The organism is Streptomyces sp. NPDC006314 (genome assembly GCF_040613075.1).
In the GTDB taxonomy this organism is placed as follows: domain Bacteria; phylum Actinomycetota; class Actinomycetes; order Streptomycetales; family Streptomycetaceae; genus Streptomyces.
Genome location: NZ_JBEXRL010000019.1, coordinates 1 through 17220, shown reverse-complemented (window position 1 = coordinate 17220; position 17220 = coordinate 1). Strand labels below are relative to the sequence as shown.

The window sequence follows — 17220 nt, the reverse complement described above, 5'->3', positions numbered from 1 at the left end:
GGTCCCGGCCGCCCTGTTGGGTAAGGTGATAAGAGCGTCAAGGACGCGACAAGATCCACAGGTGCGCCGGGAAGTCTGGTCGGCATGTGAGCCGTCCTGTCCAGCCACCGGAGGTCCCGCCGTGACCGCCCCCCGCACCCCGATGTCCCCTCGTAAGGTCCTCGGACGCCTGTCCCTGCGCGAGCGGACCTTCGTCGCGGACGCGCTGCGCACCGAGACCGTCGGCGGCGTCCTGCTGCTCATCGCCGCCGTCACGGCGCTGGCCTGGGCGAACATCCCCGCCCTGCACCACAGCTACGAGACGGTGAGCCACCTGCACTTCGGCCCCGGCGCGCTCGGTCTGCACCTCTCCCTCGCCCACTGGGCCGCCGACGGCCTCCTCGCCGTGTTCTTCTTCGTCGCCGGCATCGAGCTCAAGCGCGAGCTGGTCGCCGGGGACCTGCGCGACCCGAAGGCGGCCGTGCTGCCCATGGCGGCGGCGCTGTGCGGCATGGCCGTACCGGCGCTCGTCTACCTCCTGACCAACCTCCCCGGGCGCGGCTCCCTGCAGGGCTGGGCGGTGCCCACCGCCACCGACATCGCCTTCGCGCTCGCCGTCCTCGCGGTCATCGGCACCGCGCTGCCCAGCGCCCTGCGCGCCTTCCTGCTCACCCTCGCGGTCGTCGACGATCTCTTCGCGATCCTGATCATCGCGATCTTCTTCACCGACCGGCTGGACTTCGCCGCGCTCGGCGGGGCCGCCACGGGCCTCGTGGTCTTCTGGCTGCTGCTGCGCAGGGGCGTGCGCGGCTGGTACGTGTACGTGCCGCTCGCCGTGGCGGTCTGGGCGCTGATGTACAACAGCGGTGTGCACGCCACCATCGCCGGTGTGGCGATGGGCCTGATGCTGCGCTGCACCACCCGGGAGGATGAGGAGCGCTCGCCGGGCGAGCACATCGAGCACCTGGTGCGGCCTCTGTCGGCCGGGCTCGCCGTGCCGCTGTTCGCGCTGTTCAGCGCCGGGGTGTCGCTCTCCGGCGGGGCGCTCGGGGACGTGTTCACCCGGTCGGAGACGCTCGGCGTCGTCCTCGGCCTGGTCGTCGGCAAGACGCTCGGAATCTTCGGCGGCGCCTGGCTGACCGTCCGCTTCACCCGGGCCTCGCTCAGCGACGACCTCGCCTGGGCGGACATCTTCGCGGTGGCCTCCCTCGCCGGGATCGGTTTCACGGTGTCGCTGCTCATCGGCGAACTGGCCTTCGACGGCGACGCCGTCCTCACCGACGAGGTAAAGGCGGCGGTGCTCACCGGATCACTGATCGCGGCGGTGTGTGCGACGGTGCTGCTGAAGATACGCAACGCCAAGTACCGCAGGCTGTGGGAGGAAGAGGAGCGCGACGAGGACCTCGACGGCATCCCGGACGTCTACGCCCAGGACGACCCGGCGTACCACCTGCGCATGGCCGAGATCCACGAGCGCAAGGCCGCCGAACACCGGCGGATCGCCGCCGAGCGGGCGGCCGCGGCGCGCCACGGGCTTGCGGAAGTGCCGGGCGGGGCAGGCGAGGAGGGCGACCGTCCGGCATGATCTGACGAGACGGTACAAGACGGCCACACGAGCTGGGCGGCCCACCCACGGCCACCCGGGCACGACGGCCACGCACCCGGCCTACGAGCACCACGGCCACCCAACAGGGCACACTTGCGGCACGAGAAACCTCAGAGGGAGAACGCGATGAGCGCACCCGACGGCAGCCCGGTCGGCGCCGAACGCAGCATCGGCCAGCTGTTCGCCTCGGCGACGACCGAATTGTCGGCGCTGGTGCACGACGAGATCGCGCTGGCCAAGGCCCAGCTCAAGCGGGACGTGAAGCGCGGCGCGGTGAGCGGCGGCGCTTTCTCGCTGGCGGGCGCGGTGCTGCTGTTCTCCCTGCCCATGCTCAACTTCGCCCTCGCCTACGGCATCCGCACCTGGAGCCACTGGAACCTGGCGATCTGCTTCATGCTGTCCTTCGCGGCCAACGTGCTGGTCGCCGGCCTCCTCGCGCTGATCGGCGCGGTGTTCGCGAAGAAGGCCAAGAAGGGGCGGGGCCCGCAGAAGGTGGCGACCTCGATGAAGGAGACTGCGGGCGTCCTGCAGAACGCCAAGCCTCACCCGCGGCCGGAGCTGCCCGAGGACCGCACCCCTGCGGCCATCGAGGCTGTGGCACGCTCATCCTCATGACGGACCCCTCCGCCCCCTCGGCCGTACGGATCGACCTGCCCCACGGGCAGAAGGTGACACACCGGGACGTCGCCGCGAACGGCGCCCGCTTCCACATCGCCGAACTCGGCGACGGCCCCCTGGTGTTGCTCCTGCACGGCTTCCCGCAGTTCTGGTGGACCTGGCGGCACCAGCTCGTCGCCCTCGCGGACGCGGGCTACCGGGCGGTGGCGATGGACCTGCGGGGCGTCGGCGGCAGCGACCGCACGCCCCGCGGGTACGACCCCGCCAACCTCGCCCTGGACGTCACCGGTGTGATCCGCTCGCTCGGTGAGCCGGACGCCGCGCTGGTCGGCCACGACCTGGGCGGCTATCTGGCGTGGACGGCGGCCACGATGCGGCCCAAGCTCGTCAGGCGCCTCGCCGTGGTGTCGATGCCGCATCCGCGGCGGTGGCGAGCGGCGATGCTCCGGGACGCCCGGCAGACGGCCGCCAACTCCTACATCTGGGGATTCCAGCGGCCGTGGATCCCGGAGCGTCAACTCACGGCCGACGGCGGGGAGCTGGTGGGCCGTCTGATCCGGGACTGGTCCGGGCCGCGGCTGCCGGAGGACGAGACCGTGGAGACGTACCAGCGGGCCATGTGCGTCCCCTCCACGGCGCATTGCGCGATCGAGCCGTACCGCTGGCTGGTGCGCTCGCTGGCCCGCCCGGACGGCGTCCAGTTCTACCGCCGGATGAAGCGGCCGGTGCGGGTGCCCACGCTGCATCTGCACGGCTCGCTGGACCCGGTGACCCGGACGCGCAGCGCGGCCGGTTCGGGCGAGTACGTCGAAGCGCCGTACCGCTGGCGCCTGTTCGACGGTCTCGGCCACTTCCCCCACGAGGAGGACCCGGCGGCGTTCTCCACCGAGCTGGTCAACTGGCTCAAGGACCCCGAGCCCGACCGGTGAGCGCCGCGGTGACCGCAGGGTGACAGGGCCGATGCGTGGAGTATCCGATTAGTGAACACTTGTCCCCCGAACGGCCACATGCCTGCCGCATAGGCCAATTGGGGGGCGCGGAGGCGATTATCGACCATGAGCCGGGGGCACACGTCCGGGTATGGGCTGGACGCACGACTACAGTGACGCACCCCGCAACCGCCGCTCGGCCGCTGGTCTGAGCACGCCTCAGCGAGGCACGCCGCAACTGGCGGAAGCGGACCTCCGGGTGGGGATCCCGCGCATCCTGCGCCGCCGGGCCCGCTGGGTCTCGATGCGTCTGCGTCACCCGCGCGGCTGAACGCCCGTTCCGGGGATCACAGGGCGCAGTTGTCCGTACCCACCTGCTCGTTCGCCGTGCGTCCCCGCTCGACGTCGGACTGGATTTCGTCCGCCGTCAGCGCGTAGCCGGTGTCCGCGTCGTCGAGGGACTTGGCGAAGACCACGCCGTACACCTTGCCGTCGGGCGTGAGCAGCGGGCCGCCGGAGTTGCCCTGGCGGACTGTCGTGTACAGCGAGTAGACGTCGCGGCGGACCGTGCCACGGTGGTAGATGTCCGGGCCGTTCGCGGTGATGCGCCCACGCACCCGCGCGGCGCGCACGTCGTAGGAGCCGTTCTCCGGGAAGCCCGCGACGATCGCGCCGTCGCCACCGGCCGCGTCCTTGCCGGTGAACTCGAGGGCGTTCGCCTTCAGGTCCGGTACGTCGAGGACGGCGATGTCACGCTCCCAGTCGTACAGGACGACCTTGGCGTCGTACTTGCGGCCTTCGCCGCCTATCTGCACGCTCGGCGCGTCCACGCCTCCGACGACGTGCGCGTTGGTCATGACCCGGCGGTCGGCGAAGACGAAGCCGGTGCCCTCCAGGACCTTGCCGCAGCTCTGGGCCGTGCCGGTGACCTTGACGATGGACCGCTGGGCGCTGGTGGCGACCGGGCTGCGCGCGAGGGCGGGGTCCGGTGGCCGGACGTCCTTGATCGGCTCGTTGGAGAACGGGCTGAAGACCTGCGGGAAGCCGTTCTGCGCGAGGACGGAGGAGAAGTCCGCGAACCAGGTGTCGGCCTGCGCGGGCAGCGCCCGGGAGACGCCGATGAGCACCTTGGAGCCGCGCACCTCCTTGCCGAGCGTCGGCAGGGTCGTACCGGCGAGAGCGGAGCCGAGCAGCCAGGCGACCAGCAGCATCGCGACGACGTTGACCAGCGCGCCGCCGGTGGCGTCCAGGGCGCGGGCGGGGGACCAGGTGATGTGCCGGCGCAGCTTGCTGCCGAGGTGGGTGGTCAGGGCCTGGCCGATGGAGGCGCAGACGATGACGACGACCACCGCGACGACGGCGGCGGTGATGCCGACCTCCGCATTGTCGGTCACGGCGTCCCAGATGACGGGCAGCGTGTACACGGCGACGAGGCCGCCGCCCAGGAACCCGATCACCGACAGGATGCCGACGACGAATCCCTGGCGGTAGCCCACGACCGCGAACCACACGGCCGCGACCAGCAACAGGATGTCCAGCACGTTCACCGCTTCAGGCCTCGCCTACTCACTCCGCTCCCAGCAACTCGACCGGGGGCCGGCCCGCCACGCAGTGGTGGTGGGACACAGCGTCCCCCGGGGGATACAGCACGGGGATCACCCTGTCATGCGCGCCAGTCGAGCGGGACCTGTTGTCCCCGGTCCCAGGGGCGCTCCCAGCCCGCGTAGTGCAGCAGTCGGTCGATCACCCCGGCCGTGAAACCCCAGACCAGGGCCGATTCGACCAGGAATGCCGGACCTCTGTGCCCGCTGGGGTGGACGGCGGTGGCGCGGTTGGCGGGGTCCGTGAGATCCGCCACGGGGACGGTGAAGACGCGGGCGGTCTCGTTCGGGTCGACGACACCGACCGGGCTGGGCTCACGCCACCAGCCGAGCACGGGTGTGACGACGAAGCCGCTGACCGGGATGTAGAGGGCGGGCAGGACGCCGAAGAGCTGGACACCGGAGGGATCGAGACCGGTCTCCTCCTCGGCCTCGCGCAGCGCGGCCCGCAGTGGACCCTCGCCCTGCGGGTCGCCGTCCTCGGGATCGAGCGCGCCGCCCGGGAAGGACGGCTGCCCGGCGTGCGAGCGCAGCGAGCCGGCCCGCTCCATCAGCAGCAGCTCCGGGCCGCGCTCCCCCTCACCGAACAGGATCAGCACCGCGGACTGCCGTCCCGAGCCGTTCTCCGGCGGCAGGAAGCGGCTGAGCTGGAGCGGCTCGACCGTCTCGGCGGCCCGCACGACCGGGTCGAGCCAGTCCGGCAGCCCCTCCTTGCTGAGCGTCACCGCACCGCCCCGCGTCTCACTGGCCCTCGTCATCGCCACCCCCGTCGCTCTGCCCGTCCAACGCCCGAGGGCCTCGGGATCGTTCCGTCACGCGGCCCCCAGGGGGGGCGCCGGTGTGCCACCCGCGTCGAGATAGGCCTGTGGCGGGTTCAGCCGCTGGCCGGGGAAGCCGCCCTTCTCGTACTTCAGGAGCTTCTTCGCCTTCTCCGGGTCGGTCTCGCCCTCGCCGTAGGCCGGGCACAGCGGGGCGATCGGGCAGGCGCCGCAGGCAGGCTTGCGGGCGTGGCAGATGCGGCGGCCGTGCCAGATGACGTGGTGGGACAGATCGGTCCACTCGCTCTTCGGGAACAGCGCGCCGACGGCGGCCTCGATCTTGTCCGCGTCTGTCTCCTCGGTCCACCGCCAGCGCCGTACCAGCCGCTGGAAGTGCGTGTCCACGGTGATCCCGGGCCGGCCGAAGGCGTTGCCGAGGACGACGAAGGCGGTCTTGCGGCCGACACCCGGCAGCTTGACGAGGTCCTCCAGCCTCCCGGGCACCTCACCGCCGAAGCCCTCCACGAGCGCCTTGGACAGCCCTATGACCGACCGGGTCTTGGCCCGGAAGAAGCCGCAGGGGCGCAGGATCTCCTCGACCTCCTCCGGGTTGGCGGCGGCAAGGTCCTCCGGGGTCGGGTACTCGGCGAACAGCGCCGGGGTGGTCTGGTTGACCCGCAGGTCGGTGGTCTGGGCCGACAGCACGGTGGCGACCAGCAGTTGGAAGGGGTTCTCGAAGTCCAGCTCGGGGTGGGCGTACGGATACACCTCGGCGAGTTCGCGGTTGATCTTGCGCGCCCGTCGCACGAGCGCCGTCCGCGACTCCGGCTTCCATGGCTTCACGGCCTCGGTCACCGCCGTCGCCGCCTTGCGCACCTTGCTCACTGCCATGCACGAAGGCTACGCCGACGGGAGTGGCGCCCGTGGCCGATCACCGGGACGACCGGCCCGTCGGACGACCGCTCCCCCGGCGGGCCCCGAAAGCGGCCACCCGGTGCTGTCCCTGCTCTCCCCTCATGTCCTCCCCTGCCCAGCCCGCCGACCGATGCGATCAGCGCACCAAACGATGTCCGGACCGTGCGATCACCGGCAGGGACTAGTCTGATTCATACGATTTGTCCCAATTACAGAATGTCGTTCGCCCACAGCGGAATCGTCGTGTGCCACCCCTCGAGAAGCCCCGAACAGCCCCCTGGGCCGCACTCCCACCGGCTGTTCGGGCACCCGGCCGGGCAGTGGCCACCGCCCGGGATGTGGAAGATCGGCCCCCGATTGGACCCCTGCCGCTTACCTTGGGACACCTGTACGGCATCCTTGTGACAGATCACACTGTTTGGACCGTCCGGCAAAATGGGGAACACGGACCCCTGGCACATGGGGGAGCAAGATCCCCTGAGCAGGTCGACAAGGAGAGAACTCGTGGACGACGTTCTGCGGCGCAACCCGCTCTTCGCGGCTCTCGACGACGAGCAGGCCGCCGAGCTCCGCGCCTCCATGAGCGAGGTGACCCTCGCACGTGGCGACTCCCTGTTCCACGAGGGCGACCCCGGTGACCGGCTGTACGTCGTCACCGAGGGCAAGGTGAAGCTGCACCGCACCTCCCCCGACGGCCGCGAGAACATGCTCGCCGTCGTCGGACCCGGAGAGCTGATCGGCGAGCTGTCGCTGTTCGACCCGGGACCGCGCACCGCGACCGCGACCGCGCTGACCGAGGTCAAGCTGCTCGGTCTCGGCCACGGCGACCTCCAGCCCTGGCTGAACGCGCGCCCCGAGGTGGCCGGCGCCCTGCTGCGCGCCGTCGCCCGCCGGCTGCGCAAGACCAACGACGCCATGTCCGACCTGGTCTTCTCCGACGTCCCCGGCCGTGTGGCGCGCGCCCTGCTGGATCTCTCCCGCCGCTTCGGCGTGCAGTCCGAGGAGGGCATCCACGTCGTCCACGACCTCACCCAGGAGGAGCTGGCCCAGTTGGTCGGCGCCTCCCGCGAGACCGTGAACAAGGCCCTCGCGGACTTCGCCCAGCGCGGCTGGCTCCGGCTGGAGGCGCGGGCCGTGATCCTGCTGGACGTGGAGCGCCTGGCCAAGCGGTCGCGCTGACGCCGGTTTTGGCCGTACGGCAGTGGCGCCTGCCCGCTCTTTGGAAGCCGGGCCCCGCTGTCGTGCCCGCCGTTGCTGGGGCTCCCGCCCCCGAACGGCCCGTCTTTCCCCGCCCGCGCCCGAAAACCAGCTGACCGGGGCCGGTGTGCGCGGCACCGTGGCCCCATGACCGATCCCTCGTCCCGGGGCCTGGACGCCCTGGGTCACATCGCCCGCGAAGGGTCCCTCGCGCGCGTGCCCGTCGCCTTCCGCCCGGTCGTCGCGGCGGCCCGCGACCGGCTCCTGGACGTCTTCGGTGCCCGACTGCACAGCGCCTACCTCTACGGGTCGATTCCGCGCGGTACCGCGCGCGTGGGACGCAGCGACCTGGATCTGTTCGTCGCCCTCGGCGAGGAGCCGGGCGAAGCCGACCGGGAGGCCGTCCGAGTCCTCGGCAAGACCGTCGACAAGGAGTTCCCGCAGATCGACGGCGTCGGCACGCTGCTCTACGGCCGGGACCGGCTGCTGAGCGAGCTGGAGCGGTACGACCTGGGCTGGTTCGTCGCCTGCCTGTGCACCCCGCTGCTCGGCGACGACCTGGCCGCGTACCTGCCCCGCTACCGCCCCGATTCCCTGCTGGCCCGCGAGACCAACGGCGACCTCGCCCGGTGGCTGCCGCACTGGCGGGAGCGGATCGAGCAGGCCCGGGACACCGAGGAGGCCCGCCGGCCGCTCGTGCGCTTCATGTCACGGCACCTCGTCCGCACCGGCTTCACGCTCGTGATGCCCCGCTGGAACGGCTGGACGAGCGACCTGCGGGAGATGGCCGGGGCGTTCGGCGCGTACTACCCCGAGCGGGCCGCACAGCTGCGTACGGCGGCGGAGTACGGCTACGAGCCCCTCGGCGACCCGGTGGTGCTGCGGTCGTACGTCGACGACCTCGGGCCCTGGCTCGCCGAGGAGTACACGCGCGTGCACGGCGTCAAGACCGCGCGGCCGGACTGACGGGTGTCTCCCGGTGAAGGCCGGCGGATCAGATCGGTGGATCAGGCCGGCGCATCGGATGGCCGGGAACCGGAAGACGCCCTCAGATCAGCCCGTGCTCGCTCAGGTACTCCATCTGGGCCCGCACCGACAGTTCCGCCGCCGGCCACAGCGAGCGGTCCACGTCGGCGTAGACATGGGCGACGACCTCGGCCGCGGTGCGGTAGCCGTCCTCGACCGCCGTCTCCACCTGGGCGAGCCGGTGGGCGCGGTGTGCCAGGTAGAACTCGACGGCGCCCTGGGCGTCCTCCAGGACCGGGCCGTGGCCCGGCAGGACGGTGTGCACGCCGTCGTCCACCGTGAGGGACCTCAGCCGCCGCAGCGAGTGCAGATAGTCGCCGAGCCGCCCCTCGGGATGCGCCACGACCGTCGTCCCGCGCCCGAGGATGGTGTCGCCGGTCAGCACCGCCCGGTCGGCCGGGAGATGGAAGCACAGCGAGTCCGCGGTGTGTCCGGGGGTCGGTACGACCCTCAGCTCCAGGCCGCCGACGGTGATCACGTTCCCGGCGGCCAGGCCCTCGTCGCCGAGCCGCAGCGCCGGATCGAGGGCACGCACGCGCGTACCGGTCAGTTCGGCGAAGCGGGCGGCGCCCGCGGCGTGGTCGGGGTGCCCGTGGGTGAGCAGGGTCAGGGCTATGCGCTTGCCGGCCTTCTCCGCCGTGTCCACGACGGTACGCAGGTGGCCGTCGTCCAGCGGGCCCGGGTCGATCACCACGGCGAGCTCGGAGCCGGGCTCGGCGACGATCCAGGTGTTGGTGCCGTCGAGGGTCATCGCGGAGGCGTTGGGCGCGAGGACGTTGATGGCCCGTTCGGTGGCCGGGCCCGACAGGACGGCGCCCCGGGGCTGGCCCGGCAGGGCTGCTGCGTCGGTCATGCGGGGCCTCCCCCGGTCGTCGTCGGAGTGGTCGTCCCAGCCGGCGTCACCGCGGTCGTCCCGGCCGTCGGGATGTGCTTGGTGAACTCGTCGTGCCCCGGCCAGGACAGGACGATCCCGCCGTCCTGGAGGCGGGCGCTCGCCAGCACCGCCGTCATGTCGCGCGCGGGGGCGGCCGCCAGCGCCTCGGCGGCGGTGGCGTACGGAAGCAGCTGGCGCAGCGTGGCGATGGTGGGCGGCATCATCAGCAGCTCGCCCCGGTCGTAGCCGCCGGCGGCCTCCTCGGGGCGGATCCACACCGTGCGGTCGGCCTCCGTCGAGGCGTTCCGGGTGCGCTGCCCCTCGGGGAGGGCGGCCACGAAGAACCAGGTGTCGTAGCGGCGGGCCTCGAACTCCGGGGTGATCCAGCGGGTCCAGGCGCCCAGCAGGTCCGAGCGCAGCACCAGGCCGCGCCGGTCCAGGAACTCGGCGAAGGACAGCTCACGCGCTACCAGGGCGGCCCGGTCCGCCTCCCAGTCCTCGCCGGTGGTGTCGCCGACGACCGAGCCCGCGTCGGGCCCGGCGAGCAGCACGCCGGCCTCCTCGTAGGTCTCCCGTACGGCCGCGCAGACGATGGCCTGGGCGCCGTGCTCGTCCACTCCCAGCTGCTCGGCCCACCACGCGCGCGTGGGGCCCGCCCAGCGGACCTGGCGGTCGTCGTCGCGCGGGTCGACACCGCCGCCGGGATACGCGTACGCGCCTCCGGCGAAGGCCATGGAGGCGCGTCTGCGCAGCATGTGGACGACCGGGCCGTCCGCGGTGTCCTTCAGGAGCAGCACCGTGGCCGCGCGCCGGGGGGTCACCGGGGTGAGGGTGCCGTCCGCGAGCGCGCGGATGCGGTCCGGCCACTCGGGGGGGTACCACTGACCGTTCGCCATGGCCGGAGGCTATCCCGTATAGGGCGAATGTTCGAGAGGTGCCCGAGGTCAGCGGGCCGCGGTGGGCTACTGGGCGAGTTCCACCTGGATCTCGACCTCGACCGGCGCGTCCAGCGGCAGCACCGCGACGCCGACCGCGCTGCGGGCGTGCACGCCCTTGTCGCCGAGGACCTCGCCGAGCAGTTCGCTGGCGCCGTTGACGACACCGGGCTGCCCGGTGAAGTCGGACGCCGAGGCGACGAAACCGACCACCTTCACCACGCGCGCGATGCGGTCCAGGTCGCCGGTGACGGACTTCACGGCGGCCAGCGCGTTCAGCGCGCAGACGCGGGCCAGGTCCTTGGCCTCTTCCGGCGTGACCTCCGCGCCCACCTTGCCGGTGACCGGGAGCTTGCCCTCCACCATCGGCAGCTGGCCCGCGGTGTAGACGTACACACCGGACCGTACGGCCGGCTGGTACGACGCCAGCGGCGGTACGACCTCCGGCAGGGTCAGGCCCATTTCGGCCAGTTTGGCCTCGACCGCGCTCACGCCTGCTTCTCCCGCTTCAGGTAGGCCACGAGCTGTTCGGGGTTGTTGGGCCCCGGCACGACCTGGACGAGCTCCCAGCCGTCCTCGCCCCAGGTGTCCAGGATCTGCTTCGTGGCATGGACGAGCAGCGGCACGGTCGAGTATTCCCACTTCTTGGTCATGAGGCCGACTGTAGCCGCTGTGGCCACAGGGGCAGGCGGCCGACCACGGCCCTCTCCGCCACCGGCCACATGGCCGACCGCGACCGCTCTCCGCCACCGGCCACATGGCCGACCGCGACGGCCGTTTTCCACCGAACACGTGGCCGACTATGACCGCCGTTATCCACAGCCTCCCGCGTGAGTGTCGCCCGGACTGGTTAGTCTCGAAGGCGTGAGCAGGCTCCAGGTCGTCAGCGGCAAGGGCGGGACCGGAAAGACGACGGTCGCCGCCGCCCTCGCGCTGGCCCTCGCGACCGAGGGGAAGCGGACGCTTCTCGTGGAGGTCGAGGGCCGGCAGGGCATCGCACAGCTCTTCGAGACGGAGGCGTTGCCCTATGAGGAGCGGAAGATCGCCGTCGCTCCAGGCGGCGGGGAGGTGCATGCCCTCGCCATAGACCCCGAACTGGCCCTTCTGGACTACCTCCAGATGTTCTACAAGCTGGGCGGGGCGGGCAGAGCCCTGAAGAAGCTGGGCGCCATCGACTTCGCCACCACCATCGCACCCGGCATCAGGGACGTCCTGCTGACCGGCAAGGCGTGCGAGGCGGTGCGCCGCAAGGACAAGAAGGGGCGGTTCGCGTACGACCACGTGGTCATGGACGCCCCGCCGACCGGCCGCATCACCCGCTTCCTGAACGTCAACGACGAGGTGGCGGGCCTCGCGAAGATCGGCCCGATACACAATCAGGCGCAGGCGGTGATGCGGGTGCTCAAGTCGCCGGAGACGGCGGTGCACCTGGTGACGCTGCTGGAGGAGATGCCGGTCCAGGAGACCGCCGACGGCATCGCCGAACTCCGCGCGGCGCGACTGCCGGTGGGCCGGGTCATCGTGAACATGGTCAGACCGCAGGTGTTGGACGCGGCCGACCTGGAACTCGTACGGACCGTGGAGCGTTCCTCAGTAGCACAGGCGCTCTCGGCCGCGGGCCTCGGCGGGGCCCGGCGGGGCGGGAACGCCGAGAAGCTGGTGGTCCCGCTGCTGGACCAGGCGGCCGAGTACGCCGAGCGGTACGCGCTGGAGCAGGAGCAGCGCGCGGTCCTCGGCGAGCTGGGCCTGCCGCTGAACGAACTGCCGCTGCTCGCCGAGGGCATGGACCTCGCGGGCCTGTACGAACTCGCCACGGAACTGCGGAAGCAGGGGTTGTCATGAGTCCGGACCCGGCCGAGGCGCAGGACACGGCCCGTCGCCTCTCCCCCGCACGTGCGCTCGACATCGACCCGCTGCTGGACGACCCCGGGACGCGGATCGTGGTGTGCTGTGGCTCGGGCGGGGTCGGCAAGACGACGACCGCGGCGGCCCTCGGGCTCCGAGCGGCCGAGCGGGGCCGCAAGGTGGTCGTCCTGACCATCGACCCGGCCAGACGGCTGGCCCAGTCGATGGGCATCGACTCCCTCGACAATGTGCCACGCCGGGTGAAGGGCACCGAGGGCGACGGCGAACTGCACGCCATGATGCTCGACATGAAGCGCACCTTCGACGAGGTCGTGGAGGCGCACGCGGATTCCGAGCGGGCGGCCGCGATCCTGGCGAACCCCTTCTACCAGTCGCTCTCGGCGGGCTTCGCGGGCACGCAGGAGTACATGGCGATGGAGAAGCTGGGCCAGCTGCGGGCGAAGGACGAGTGGGACCTGATCGTCGTCGACACCCCGCCGTCCCGGTCGGCGCTGGACTTCCTGGACGCGCCCAAGCGGCTCGGCTCCTTCCTGGACGGCCGGCTGATCCGCTTGCTCACCGCGCCGGCCAAACTGGGCGGCCGCGCGGGCATGGCCTTCCTGAACGTCGGCATGTCGATGATGACCGGCACGCTGGGCAAGCTGCTGGGCGGTCAGCTGCTGAAGGACGTGCAGACGTTCGTGTCCGCCATGGACACCACCTTCGGTGGTTTCCGTACGCGCGCGGACGCCACGTACAAGCTGCTCCAGGCGCCCGGTACGGCGTTCCTGGTGGTGGCGGCCCCGGAGCGGGACGCGCTGCGCGAGGCCGCGTACTTCGTGGAGCGGCTGGCCGCGGAGAACATGCCGCTGGTCGGTCTGGTGCTGAATCGGGTCCACGGGAGCGGCGCCGGCCGGCTGTCGGCCGAGCGGGCGCTCGCCGCTGCGGAAAATCTTGAGGACGCCCGCATTGTGGATCAGGGGGGCGGGAAAGCTGGACTTCGTAACTCTCCCGACACGTACGGCAGTTCAGGCACTTCCGCACCCGAGGCAGCAGCCGGTGACACCGCTTCCGAGGAAGGCTCCCCCGCCGAACCGGAAGGCTCTCCCGCCGAAACGGAGTGCACCGTCGACCGGCTCACCGCGGGCCTGCTGAGGCTGCACGCCGAGCGCATGCAGCTGCTCTCGCGCGAGCAGCGCACGCGCGACCGGTTCACCGCCCGCCACCCCGAGGTGGCGGTGGTCGACGTACCCGCACTGCCCGGCGACGTCCACGACCTCACGGGTCTGCGTGACATCGGCTCCCTGCTGGCCGCGGGTGCGGTGGGGCGGACGGAGTCGGCGTAGCTCCCTCCACGGACGGCTACGCGCAGTCGTACGCGCCTGGGCGCATACGCGCGTACCGGAGCGCAGTCGGAGCCGACCAGCGCGCAGGCGTGCGCGTACGGTCGTAGCGCGCGGCTGCGGCGGGGCCGTGGGCCGCTCGTGGCTCTCCAGGCGTAGGCCCGGTCGACGCCTCTCGTGCCCCATGGCAGGCCGCGTTTCGCCCCGGGCATGTGCCTGACCCAGGTTTCCCGTGGCGTGCGCCTGAATCTTCCCGTGGCGTATGCCGGATCGGGGTGATGTGCCTCCGGGGCGCGCCGGAGGGTGATGCCCTCAGCTCACCGCCGCGTAGTTCTCGTACACCTCGTCGTTGTCGAGGGGCACGATCCCGACACCCCGCTCGTACTCCGAGCGAGCGGTTTCCAGCAGCCTGCGCCAGGAGGTCACCGTGGGCCGCCGGCGCAGCAGTGCGCGGCGCTCCCGTTCCGTCATGCCTCCCCACACGCCGAATTCGACGCGGTTGTCCAGCGCGTCGGCCAGGCATTCGGTGCGTACCGGGCACCCGGTGCACACCGCCTTGGCCCTGTTCTGCGCTGCTCCCTGAACGAACAGTTCATCCGGATCGGTAGTGCGGCAGGCGGCCTGCGCACTCCAGTCGGTTACCCAGCCCATACCGGCGCCGTCCTCTCCCGAATCGAGGCTCCCCCACGGCGGCAGCGGCATATTCACCGCCGCCAGTTGAGGACGTTACGGAAGGTGGGCACAGCGCAACACCCCCTTCGGGCCCAATCTTGAATGGCCCGAACGGACTATGGGTAAGCGGCAGATCACCCGCGGGAGTGAGCTGGCGACATATGCGACCATCCCGGCAATCCGGGACAGCTGTGGTGCGCCACACCGGGCGCCAGGTGACACACGAGGCGGATTCGGACACGTCCCCCTCAGAAAAACGGGGCACGACCGGAACGATTCGGGGTCGCCGGACGTATTGATACGTGGCCGCACTGCTGTGACAGTTGAGAGCAGCTTAGGCCAACGCCTGCGCGCGTGTCCGGAAAATGCGAACGTAGGCGTCTTGATTTGTCATACCGAGTCGCGGACCGCCGCGGTCCGGTGCTAGCGGCGCTGTCCGTCGCGCTCCGCCCGTACGTCACGATCCGGCACCCGAACATCCCGACAGGGAGCCGGTCCCTCGGAACGCTCATAAGTACGGATTAGGCTGCCCCCATGCCAAAGAAGCGCTCGGGCGGTGGCCTGTCGGCGACGCAGCAGGCCGCCAAGTTCCTCGGTGTCAGTGTGCTCGCGGGAGCCGTGATGGCGGGCATCGCGCTGCCCGCGGCCGGTGCGCTGGGCCTCGCGGCCAAGGGCTCGGTCAAGAGCTTCGACGAGATCCCGGCCAGCCTGAAAAGCCCCCAGCTGAGTCAGCGCACGACGATCCTGGACGCTCGGGGCCAGAAGGTCGCGACCGTCTACTCCCGCGACCGTACGGTGGTCGACCTCAAGGACATCTCGCCGTACATGCAGAAGGCGATCGTCGCGATCGAGGACTCGCGCTTCTACAAGCACGGCGCGGTCGACCTCAAGGGCGTGCTGCGCGCGCTGAACAAGAACGCGCAGAGCGGCGGGGTCGCCCAGGGCGCCTCCACGCTCACCCAGCAGCTGGTGAAGAACTACTTCATCGAGGAGGCCGGCGACGACCCGACGAAGGTCGCCGAGGCCACCCAGCAGACTCTCGGCCGCAAGATCCGCGAGCTGAAGTACGCGATCCAGATCGAGGACAAACTCGGGAAGAAGAAGATCCTCGAGAACTACCTCAACATCACCTTCTTCGGCGAGCAGGCCTACGGCGTAGAGGCCGCCGCCCAGCGCTACTTCTCCAAGCACGCCAAGGACCTGAACGTGCAGGAGGCCGCGCTGCTGGCCGGCATCGTGCAGTCCCCGAGCCGCTACGACCCGGTCAACGACGAGGCCGAGGCCACCAAGCGGCGCAACGTCGTCCTGCAGCGCATGGCGGAGCTCGGCGACATCTCCCAGCAGGAAGCCGACGAGGCCAAGGAGAAGCCGCTGGCGCTGCACCCCAGCCGCGCCAAGAACGGCTGCATCACCGCGGTGAAGGGCGCCGGCTTCTTCTGCGACTACGTGCGCCAGGTCGTCCTGACCGACCGGACCTTCGGGAAGACCAAGGAGGCCCGGGCGAAGCTCTGGAACCAGGGCGGTCTGACGATCCGTACGACGCTCGACCCGCAGGCGCAGCGGTCCGTGCAGGCGTCCGTCAAACAGCACGTCTACAAGAGCGACTCCGTCGCGACCGCCGCGACCATCGTCGAGCCCGGCACCGGCAAGATCCTCGCCATGGGGCAGTCCCGCCCGTACGGCGTCAACACCAAGAACCACGAGACGTCGATCAACCTGTCCGTGAACCAGGACATGGGCGGCGGCGCCGGCTATCAGCCCGGCTCGACGTTCAAGCCGATCGTGGCGGCGGCCGCGATCGAGGGCGGCAAGCCCGCGACGCAGCAGTACTCGTCGCCGTACGAGATGACGTACCCGAGCCCGGTGGCGAAGTGCGACGGCAAGTTCTGGCGTGACGACCCGCGCAAGCCGACCAAGCTGACCAACGAGAACGAGTCGGAGCACGGCCCGTACGGCATGAAAGAGGCGACCGCCAAGTCGGTCAACACCTACTACGTGCAGCTGATCAGCGACATCGGCATCTGCCCCGTCACCGACCTGGCCAAGAAGATGGGTGTGGCGCGCGCGGACGGCCGCAAGATCCAGCAGGCCCCCTCCATCGCGCTCGGCACCCAGGAGATGTCCCCGCTGACGATGGCGAGCGCGTACGCCGCCTTCGCCTCGCGCGGCATGTACTGCACCCCGATCGCCATCGAGTCGATCACCCAGAAGGCCGGCAGGGAGCAGAAGTCCCTGGAGGTGCCGAAGTCGACCTGCTCGCGCGCGATGTCGGAGACGACCGCCGACACCGTCAGCACGCTCCTCAAGGGCGTGGTCGAGGACGGTACGGGTCAGGAGGCCGGTCTCGGCAGCCGCCCGAGCGCGGGCAAGACGGGTACGACGGACGAGCGCTTCGCGGCCTGGTTCGTCGGTTACACCCCGAACATGGCGGGCGCGGTCTGGGTCGGCGACCCGCAGCACAAGCGCAAGATGATCAACATCTCCATCGGCGGCGTCCCGCACGACAAGGTGTTCGGTGGTGAGGTCCCGGGCCCGATCTGGCGCGACATGATGAGCGGCGCCCTGGAGGGCAGGCCCGCGCCGGACTTCAACCTGGTCGACATCCCCGACGAGGACAACGGGGACGGCCGGGGAAAAGGGGACAGGGGGGCGAACGACGGGAACAACGGGGACACGGGACAGGTGATCGGCGGACTGATCGGCGGCCTGACGGACGGGGGCACCAGTGACGGTGCCACCACGGGTGACACGACCACCGGCGCCATCGGTGGCACCTTCCCGACGCCGACCTTCTCCCTCCCCGGCAACTTCATCCAGGGCCAGAGCAACGGCGGCGGCAACGGGCGTGGCAACGGGGGCCGGCAAGGCTAGGTCTCCGCAGGTACGGCGGCGGGGCCGCACCCCTCGGAAGGGGTGCGGCCC

General features: G+C 71.0%; 17 protein-coding genes. 9 read left to right on the top strand and 8 right to left on the bottom strand.

Annotated features, from left to right (window positions below; translation table 11 throughout):
* Window positions 1–121: 121 nt before the first annotated feature.
* From nhaA to ABZ079_RS28495, 4 genes are all read left to right on the top strand, one after another.
* Window positions 122–1564 (top strand): Na+/H+ antiporter NhaA, encoded by a 1443-nt coding sequence (gene nhaA, locus ABZ079_RS28510; RefSeq protein ID WP_356942301.1) that lies wholly within the window; start codon window positions 122–124, stop codon window positions 1562–1564.
* 147 nt (window positions 1565–1711) lie between these two features.
* Window positions 1712–2200, top strand: coding sequence for a phage holin family protein (locus ABZ079_RS28505; protein WP_356942300.1), 489 nt, complete (start codon window positions 1712–1714; stop codon window positions 2198–2200).
* Window positions 2197–3132: an alpha/beta hydrolase gene (locus ABZ079_RS28500; RefSeq protein ID WP_356942299.1), complete on the top strand. Its 936-nt coding sequence runs from the start codon at window positions 2197–2199 to the stop codon at window positions 3130–3132. Before ABZ079_RS28505 ends, ABZ079_RS28500 begins: the two co-directional genes overlap by 4 nt.
* A gap of 151 nt (window positions 3133–3283) precedes the next feature.
* Complete coding sequence (locus tag ABZ079_RS28495) at window positions 3284–3463, top strand: hypothetical protein (protein WP_129307738.1); 180 nt, start codon at window positions 3284–3286, stop codon at window positions 3461–3463.
* A 16-nt stretch (window positions 3464–3479) separates the two neighbouring features.
* On the opposite strand, the gene ABZ079_RS28490 is transcribed toward ABZ079_RS28495, so the two are convergent.
* From ABZ079_RS28490 to nth, 3 genes are all read right to left on the bottom strand, one after another.
* The gene (locus ABZ079_RS28490) at window positions 3480–4679 is read right to left on the bottom strand and encodes a MarP family serine protease (RefSeq protein WP_356942298.1); all 1200 of its coding nucleotides are present in this window, start codon (window positions 4677–4679) and stop codon (window positions 3480–3482) included.
* Between the two features lie 116 nt (window positions 4680–4795).
* On the bottom strand, window positions 4796–5491 hold the full coding sequence (locus tag ABZ079_RS28485) for a CoA pyrophosphatase (protein WP_356942297.1): 696 nt from the start codon (window positions 5489–5491) through the stop codon (window positions 4796–4798).
* 54 nt (window positions 5492–5545) lie between these two features.
* A complete protein-coding gene (nth, locus tag ABZ079_RS28480) occupies window positions 5546–6382 on the bottom strand; it encodes an endonuclease III (protein ID WP_356942296.1) in 837 nt (278 codons plus the stop codon).
* A 528-nt stretch (window positions 6383–6910) separates the two neighbouring features.
* On the opposite strand from nth, the gene ABZ079_RS28475 reads away from it, so the two are divergent.
* Both ABZ079_RS28475 and ABZ079_RS28470 read left to right on the top strand, forming a co-directional pair.
* Window positions 6911–7585, top strand: a complete 675-nt coding sequence (locus ABZ079_RS28475; protein ID WP_014674022.1) for a Crp/Fnr family transcriptional regulator — start codon at window positions 6911–6913, stop codon at window positions 7583–7585.
* A gap of 165 nt (window positions 7586–7750) precedes the next feature.
* Window positions 7751–8569 carry a nucleotidyltransferase domain-containing protein gene (locus ABZ079_RS28470; RefSeq protein ID WP_356942295.1) on the top strand — a complete coding sequence of 273 codons (819 nt, stop codon included), beginning with the start codon at window positions 7751–7753 and terminating at the stop codon, window positions 8567–8569.
* Between the two features lie 82 nt (window positions 8570–8651).
* Here ABZ079_RS28470 and ABZ079_RS28465 read toward each other — a convergent pair whose 3' ends face one another.
* From ABZ079_RS28465 to ABZ079_RS28450, 4 genes are all read right to left on the bottom strand, one after another.
* Window positions 8652–9482 carry an MBL fold metallo-hydrolase gene (locus ABZ079_RS28465; RefSeq protein ID WP_356942294.1) on the bottom strand — a complete coding sequence of 277 codons (831 nt, stop codon included), beginning with the start codon at window positions 9480–9482 and terminating at the stop codon, window positions 8652–8654.
* Window positions 9479–10399, bottom strand: a complete 921-nt coding sequence (locus ABZ079_RS28460) for an NUDIX hydrolase (RefSeq protein ID WP_356942293.1) — start codon at window positions 10397–10399, stop codon at window positions 9479–9481. Before ABZ079_RS28460 ends, ABZ079_RS28465 begins: the two co-directional genes overlap by 4 nt.
* Before the next feature lie 66 nt (window positions 10400–10465).
* A complete protein-coding gene (locus ABZ079_RS28455; protein ID WP_356942292.1) occupies window positions 10466–10930 on the bottom strand; it encodes a RidA family protein in 465 nt (154 codons plus the stop codon).
* The gene (locus ABZ079_RS28450) at window positions 10927–11091 is read right to left on the bottom strand and encodes a DUF4177 domain-containing protein (protein ID WP_353601518.1); all 165 of its coding nucleotides are present in this window, start codon (window positions 11089–11091) and stop codon (window positions 10927–10929) included. Before ABZ079_RS28450 ends, ABZ079_RS28455 begins: the two co-directional genes overlap by 4 nt.
* A 211-nt stretch (window positions 11092–11302) precedes the next feature.
* Between ABZ079_RS28450 and ABZ079_RS28445 the strand changes: the two genes are divergently transcribed.
* A complete protein-coding gene (locus ABZ079_RS28445) occupies window positions 11303–12280 on the top strand; it encodes an ArsA-related P-loop ATPase (protein ID WP_356942291.1) in 978 nt (325 codons plus the stop codon).
* A complete protein-coding gene (locus ABZ079_RS28440; RefSeq protein ID WP_356942290.1) occupies window positions 12277–13629 on the top strand; it encodes an ArsA family ATPase in 1353 nt (450 codons plus the stop codon). Before ABZ079_RS28445 ends, ABZ079_RS28440 begins: the two co-directional genes overlap by 4 nt.
* 309 nt (window positions 13630–13938) lie before the next feature.
* On the opposite strand, the gene wblA is transcribed toward ABZ079_RS28440, so the two are convergent.
* Window positions 13939–14277, bottom strand: coding sequence for a transcriptional regulator WblA (gene wblA, locus ABZ079_RS28435; protein ID WP_356151450.1), 339 nt, complete (start codon window positions 14275–14277; stop codon window positions 13939–13941).
* Window positions 14278–14832: 555 nt separating this feature from the next.
* Here wblA and ABZ079_RS28430 point away from each other — a divergent pair.
* Window positions 14833–17169 carry a transglycosylase domain-containing protein gene (locus ABZ079_RS28430; protein WP_356942289.1) on the top strand — a complete coding sequence of 779 codons (2337 nt, stop codon included), beginning with the start codon at window positions 14833–14835 and terminating at the stop codon, window positions 17167–17169.
* Window positions 17170–17220 lie beyond the last annotated feature (51 nt).

Coding starts and splice junctions, on each gene's coding strand:
- ABZ079_RS28500 (WP_356942299.1), top strand. CDS start 2,197: ATGACGGACCCCTCCGCCCCCTCGGCCGTACGGATCGACCTGCCCCAC.
- ABZ079_RS28450 (WP_353601518.1), bottom strand. CDS start 11,091: ATGACCAAGAAGTGGGAATACTCGACCGTGCCGCTGCTCGTCCATGCC.
- ABZ079_RS28440 (WP_356942290.1), top strand. CDS start 12,277: ATGAGTCCGGACCCGGCCGAGGCGCAGGACACGGCCCGTCGCCTCTCC.
- ABZ079_RS28505 (WP_356942300.1), top strand. CDS start 1,712: ATGAGCGCACCCGACGGCAGCCCGGTCGGCGCCGAACGCAGCATCGGC.
- ABZ079_RS28430 (WP_356942289.1), top strand. CDS start 14,833: ATGCCAAAGAAGCGCTCGGGCGGTGGCCTGTCGGCGACGCAGCAGGCC.
- nth (WP_356942296.1), bottom strand. CDS start 6,382: ATGGCAGTGAGCAAGGTGCGCAAGGCGGCGACGGCGGTGACCGAGGCC.
- ABZ079_RS28495 (WP_129307738.1), top strand. CDS start 3,284: ATGGGCTGGACGCACGACTACAGTGACGCACCCCGCAACCGCCGCTCG.
- wblA (WP_356151450.1), bottom strand. CDS start 14,277: ATGGGCTGGGTAACCGACTGGAGTGCGCAGGCCGCCTGCCGCACTACC.
- ABZ079_RS28470 (WP_356942295.1), top strand. CDS start 7,751: ATGACCGATCCCTCGTCCCGGGGCCTGGACGCCCTGGGTCACATCGCC.
- ABZ079_RS28460 (WP_356942293.1), bottom strand. CDS start 10,399: ATGGCGAACGGTCAGTGGTACCCCCCCGAGTGGCCGGACCGCATCCGC.
- ABZ079_RS28485 (WP_356942297.1), bottom strand. CDS start 5,491: ATGACGAGGGCCAGTGAGACGCGGGGCGGTGCGGTGACGCTCAGCAAG.
- ABZ079_RS28465 (WP_356942294.1), bottom strand. CDS start 9,482: ATGACCGACGCAGCAGCCCTGCCGGGCCAGCCCCGGGGCGCCGTCCTG.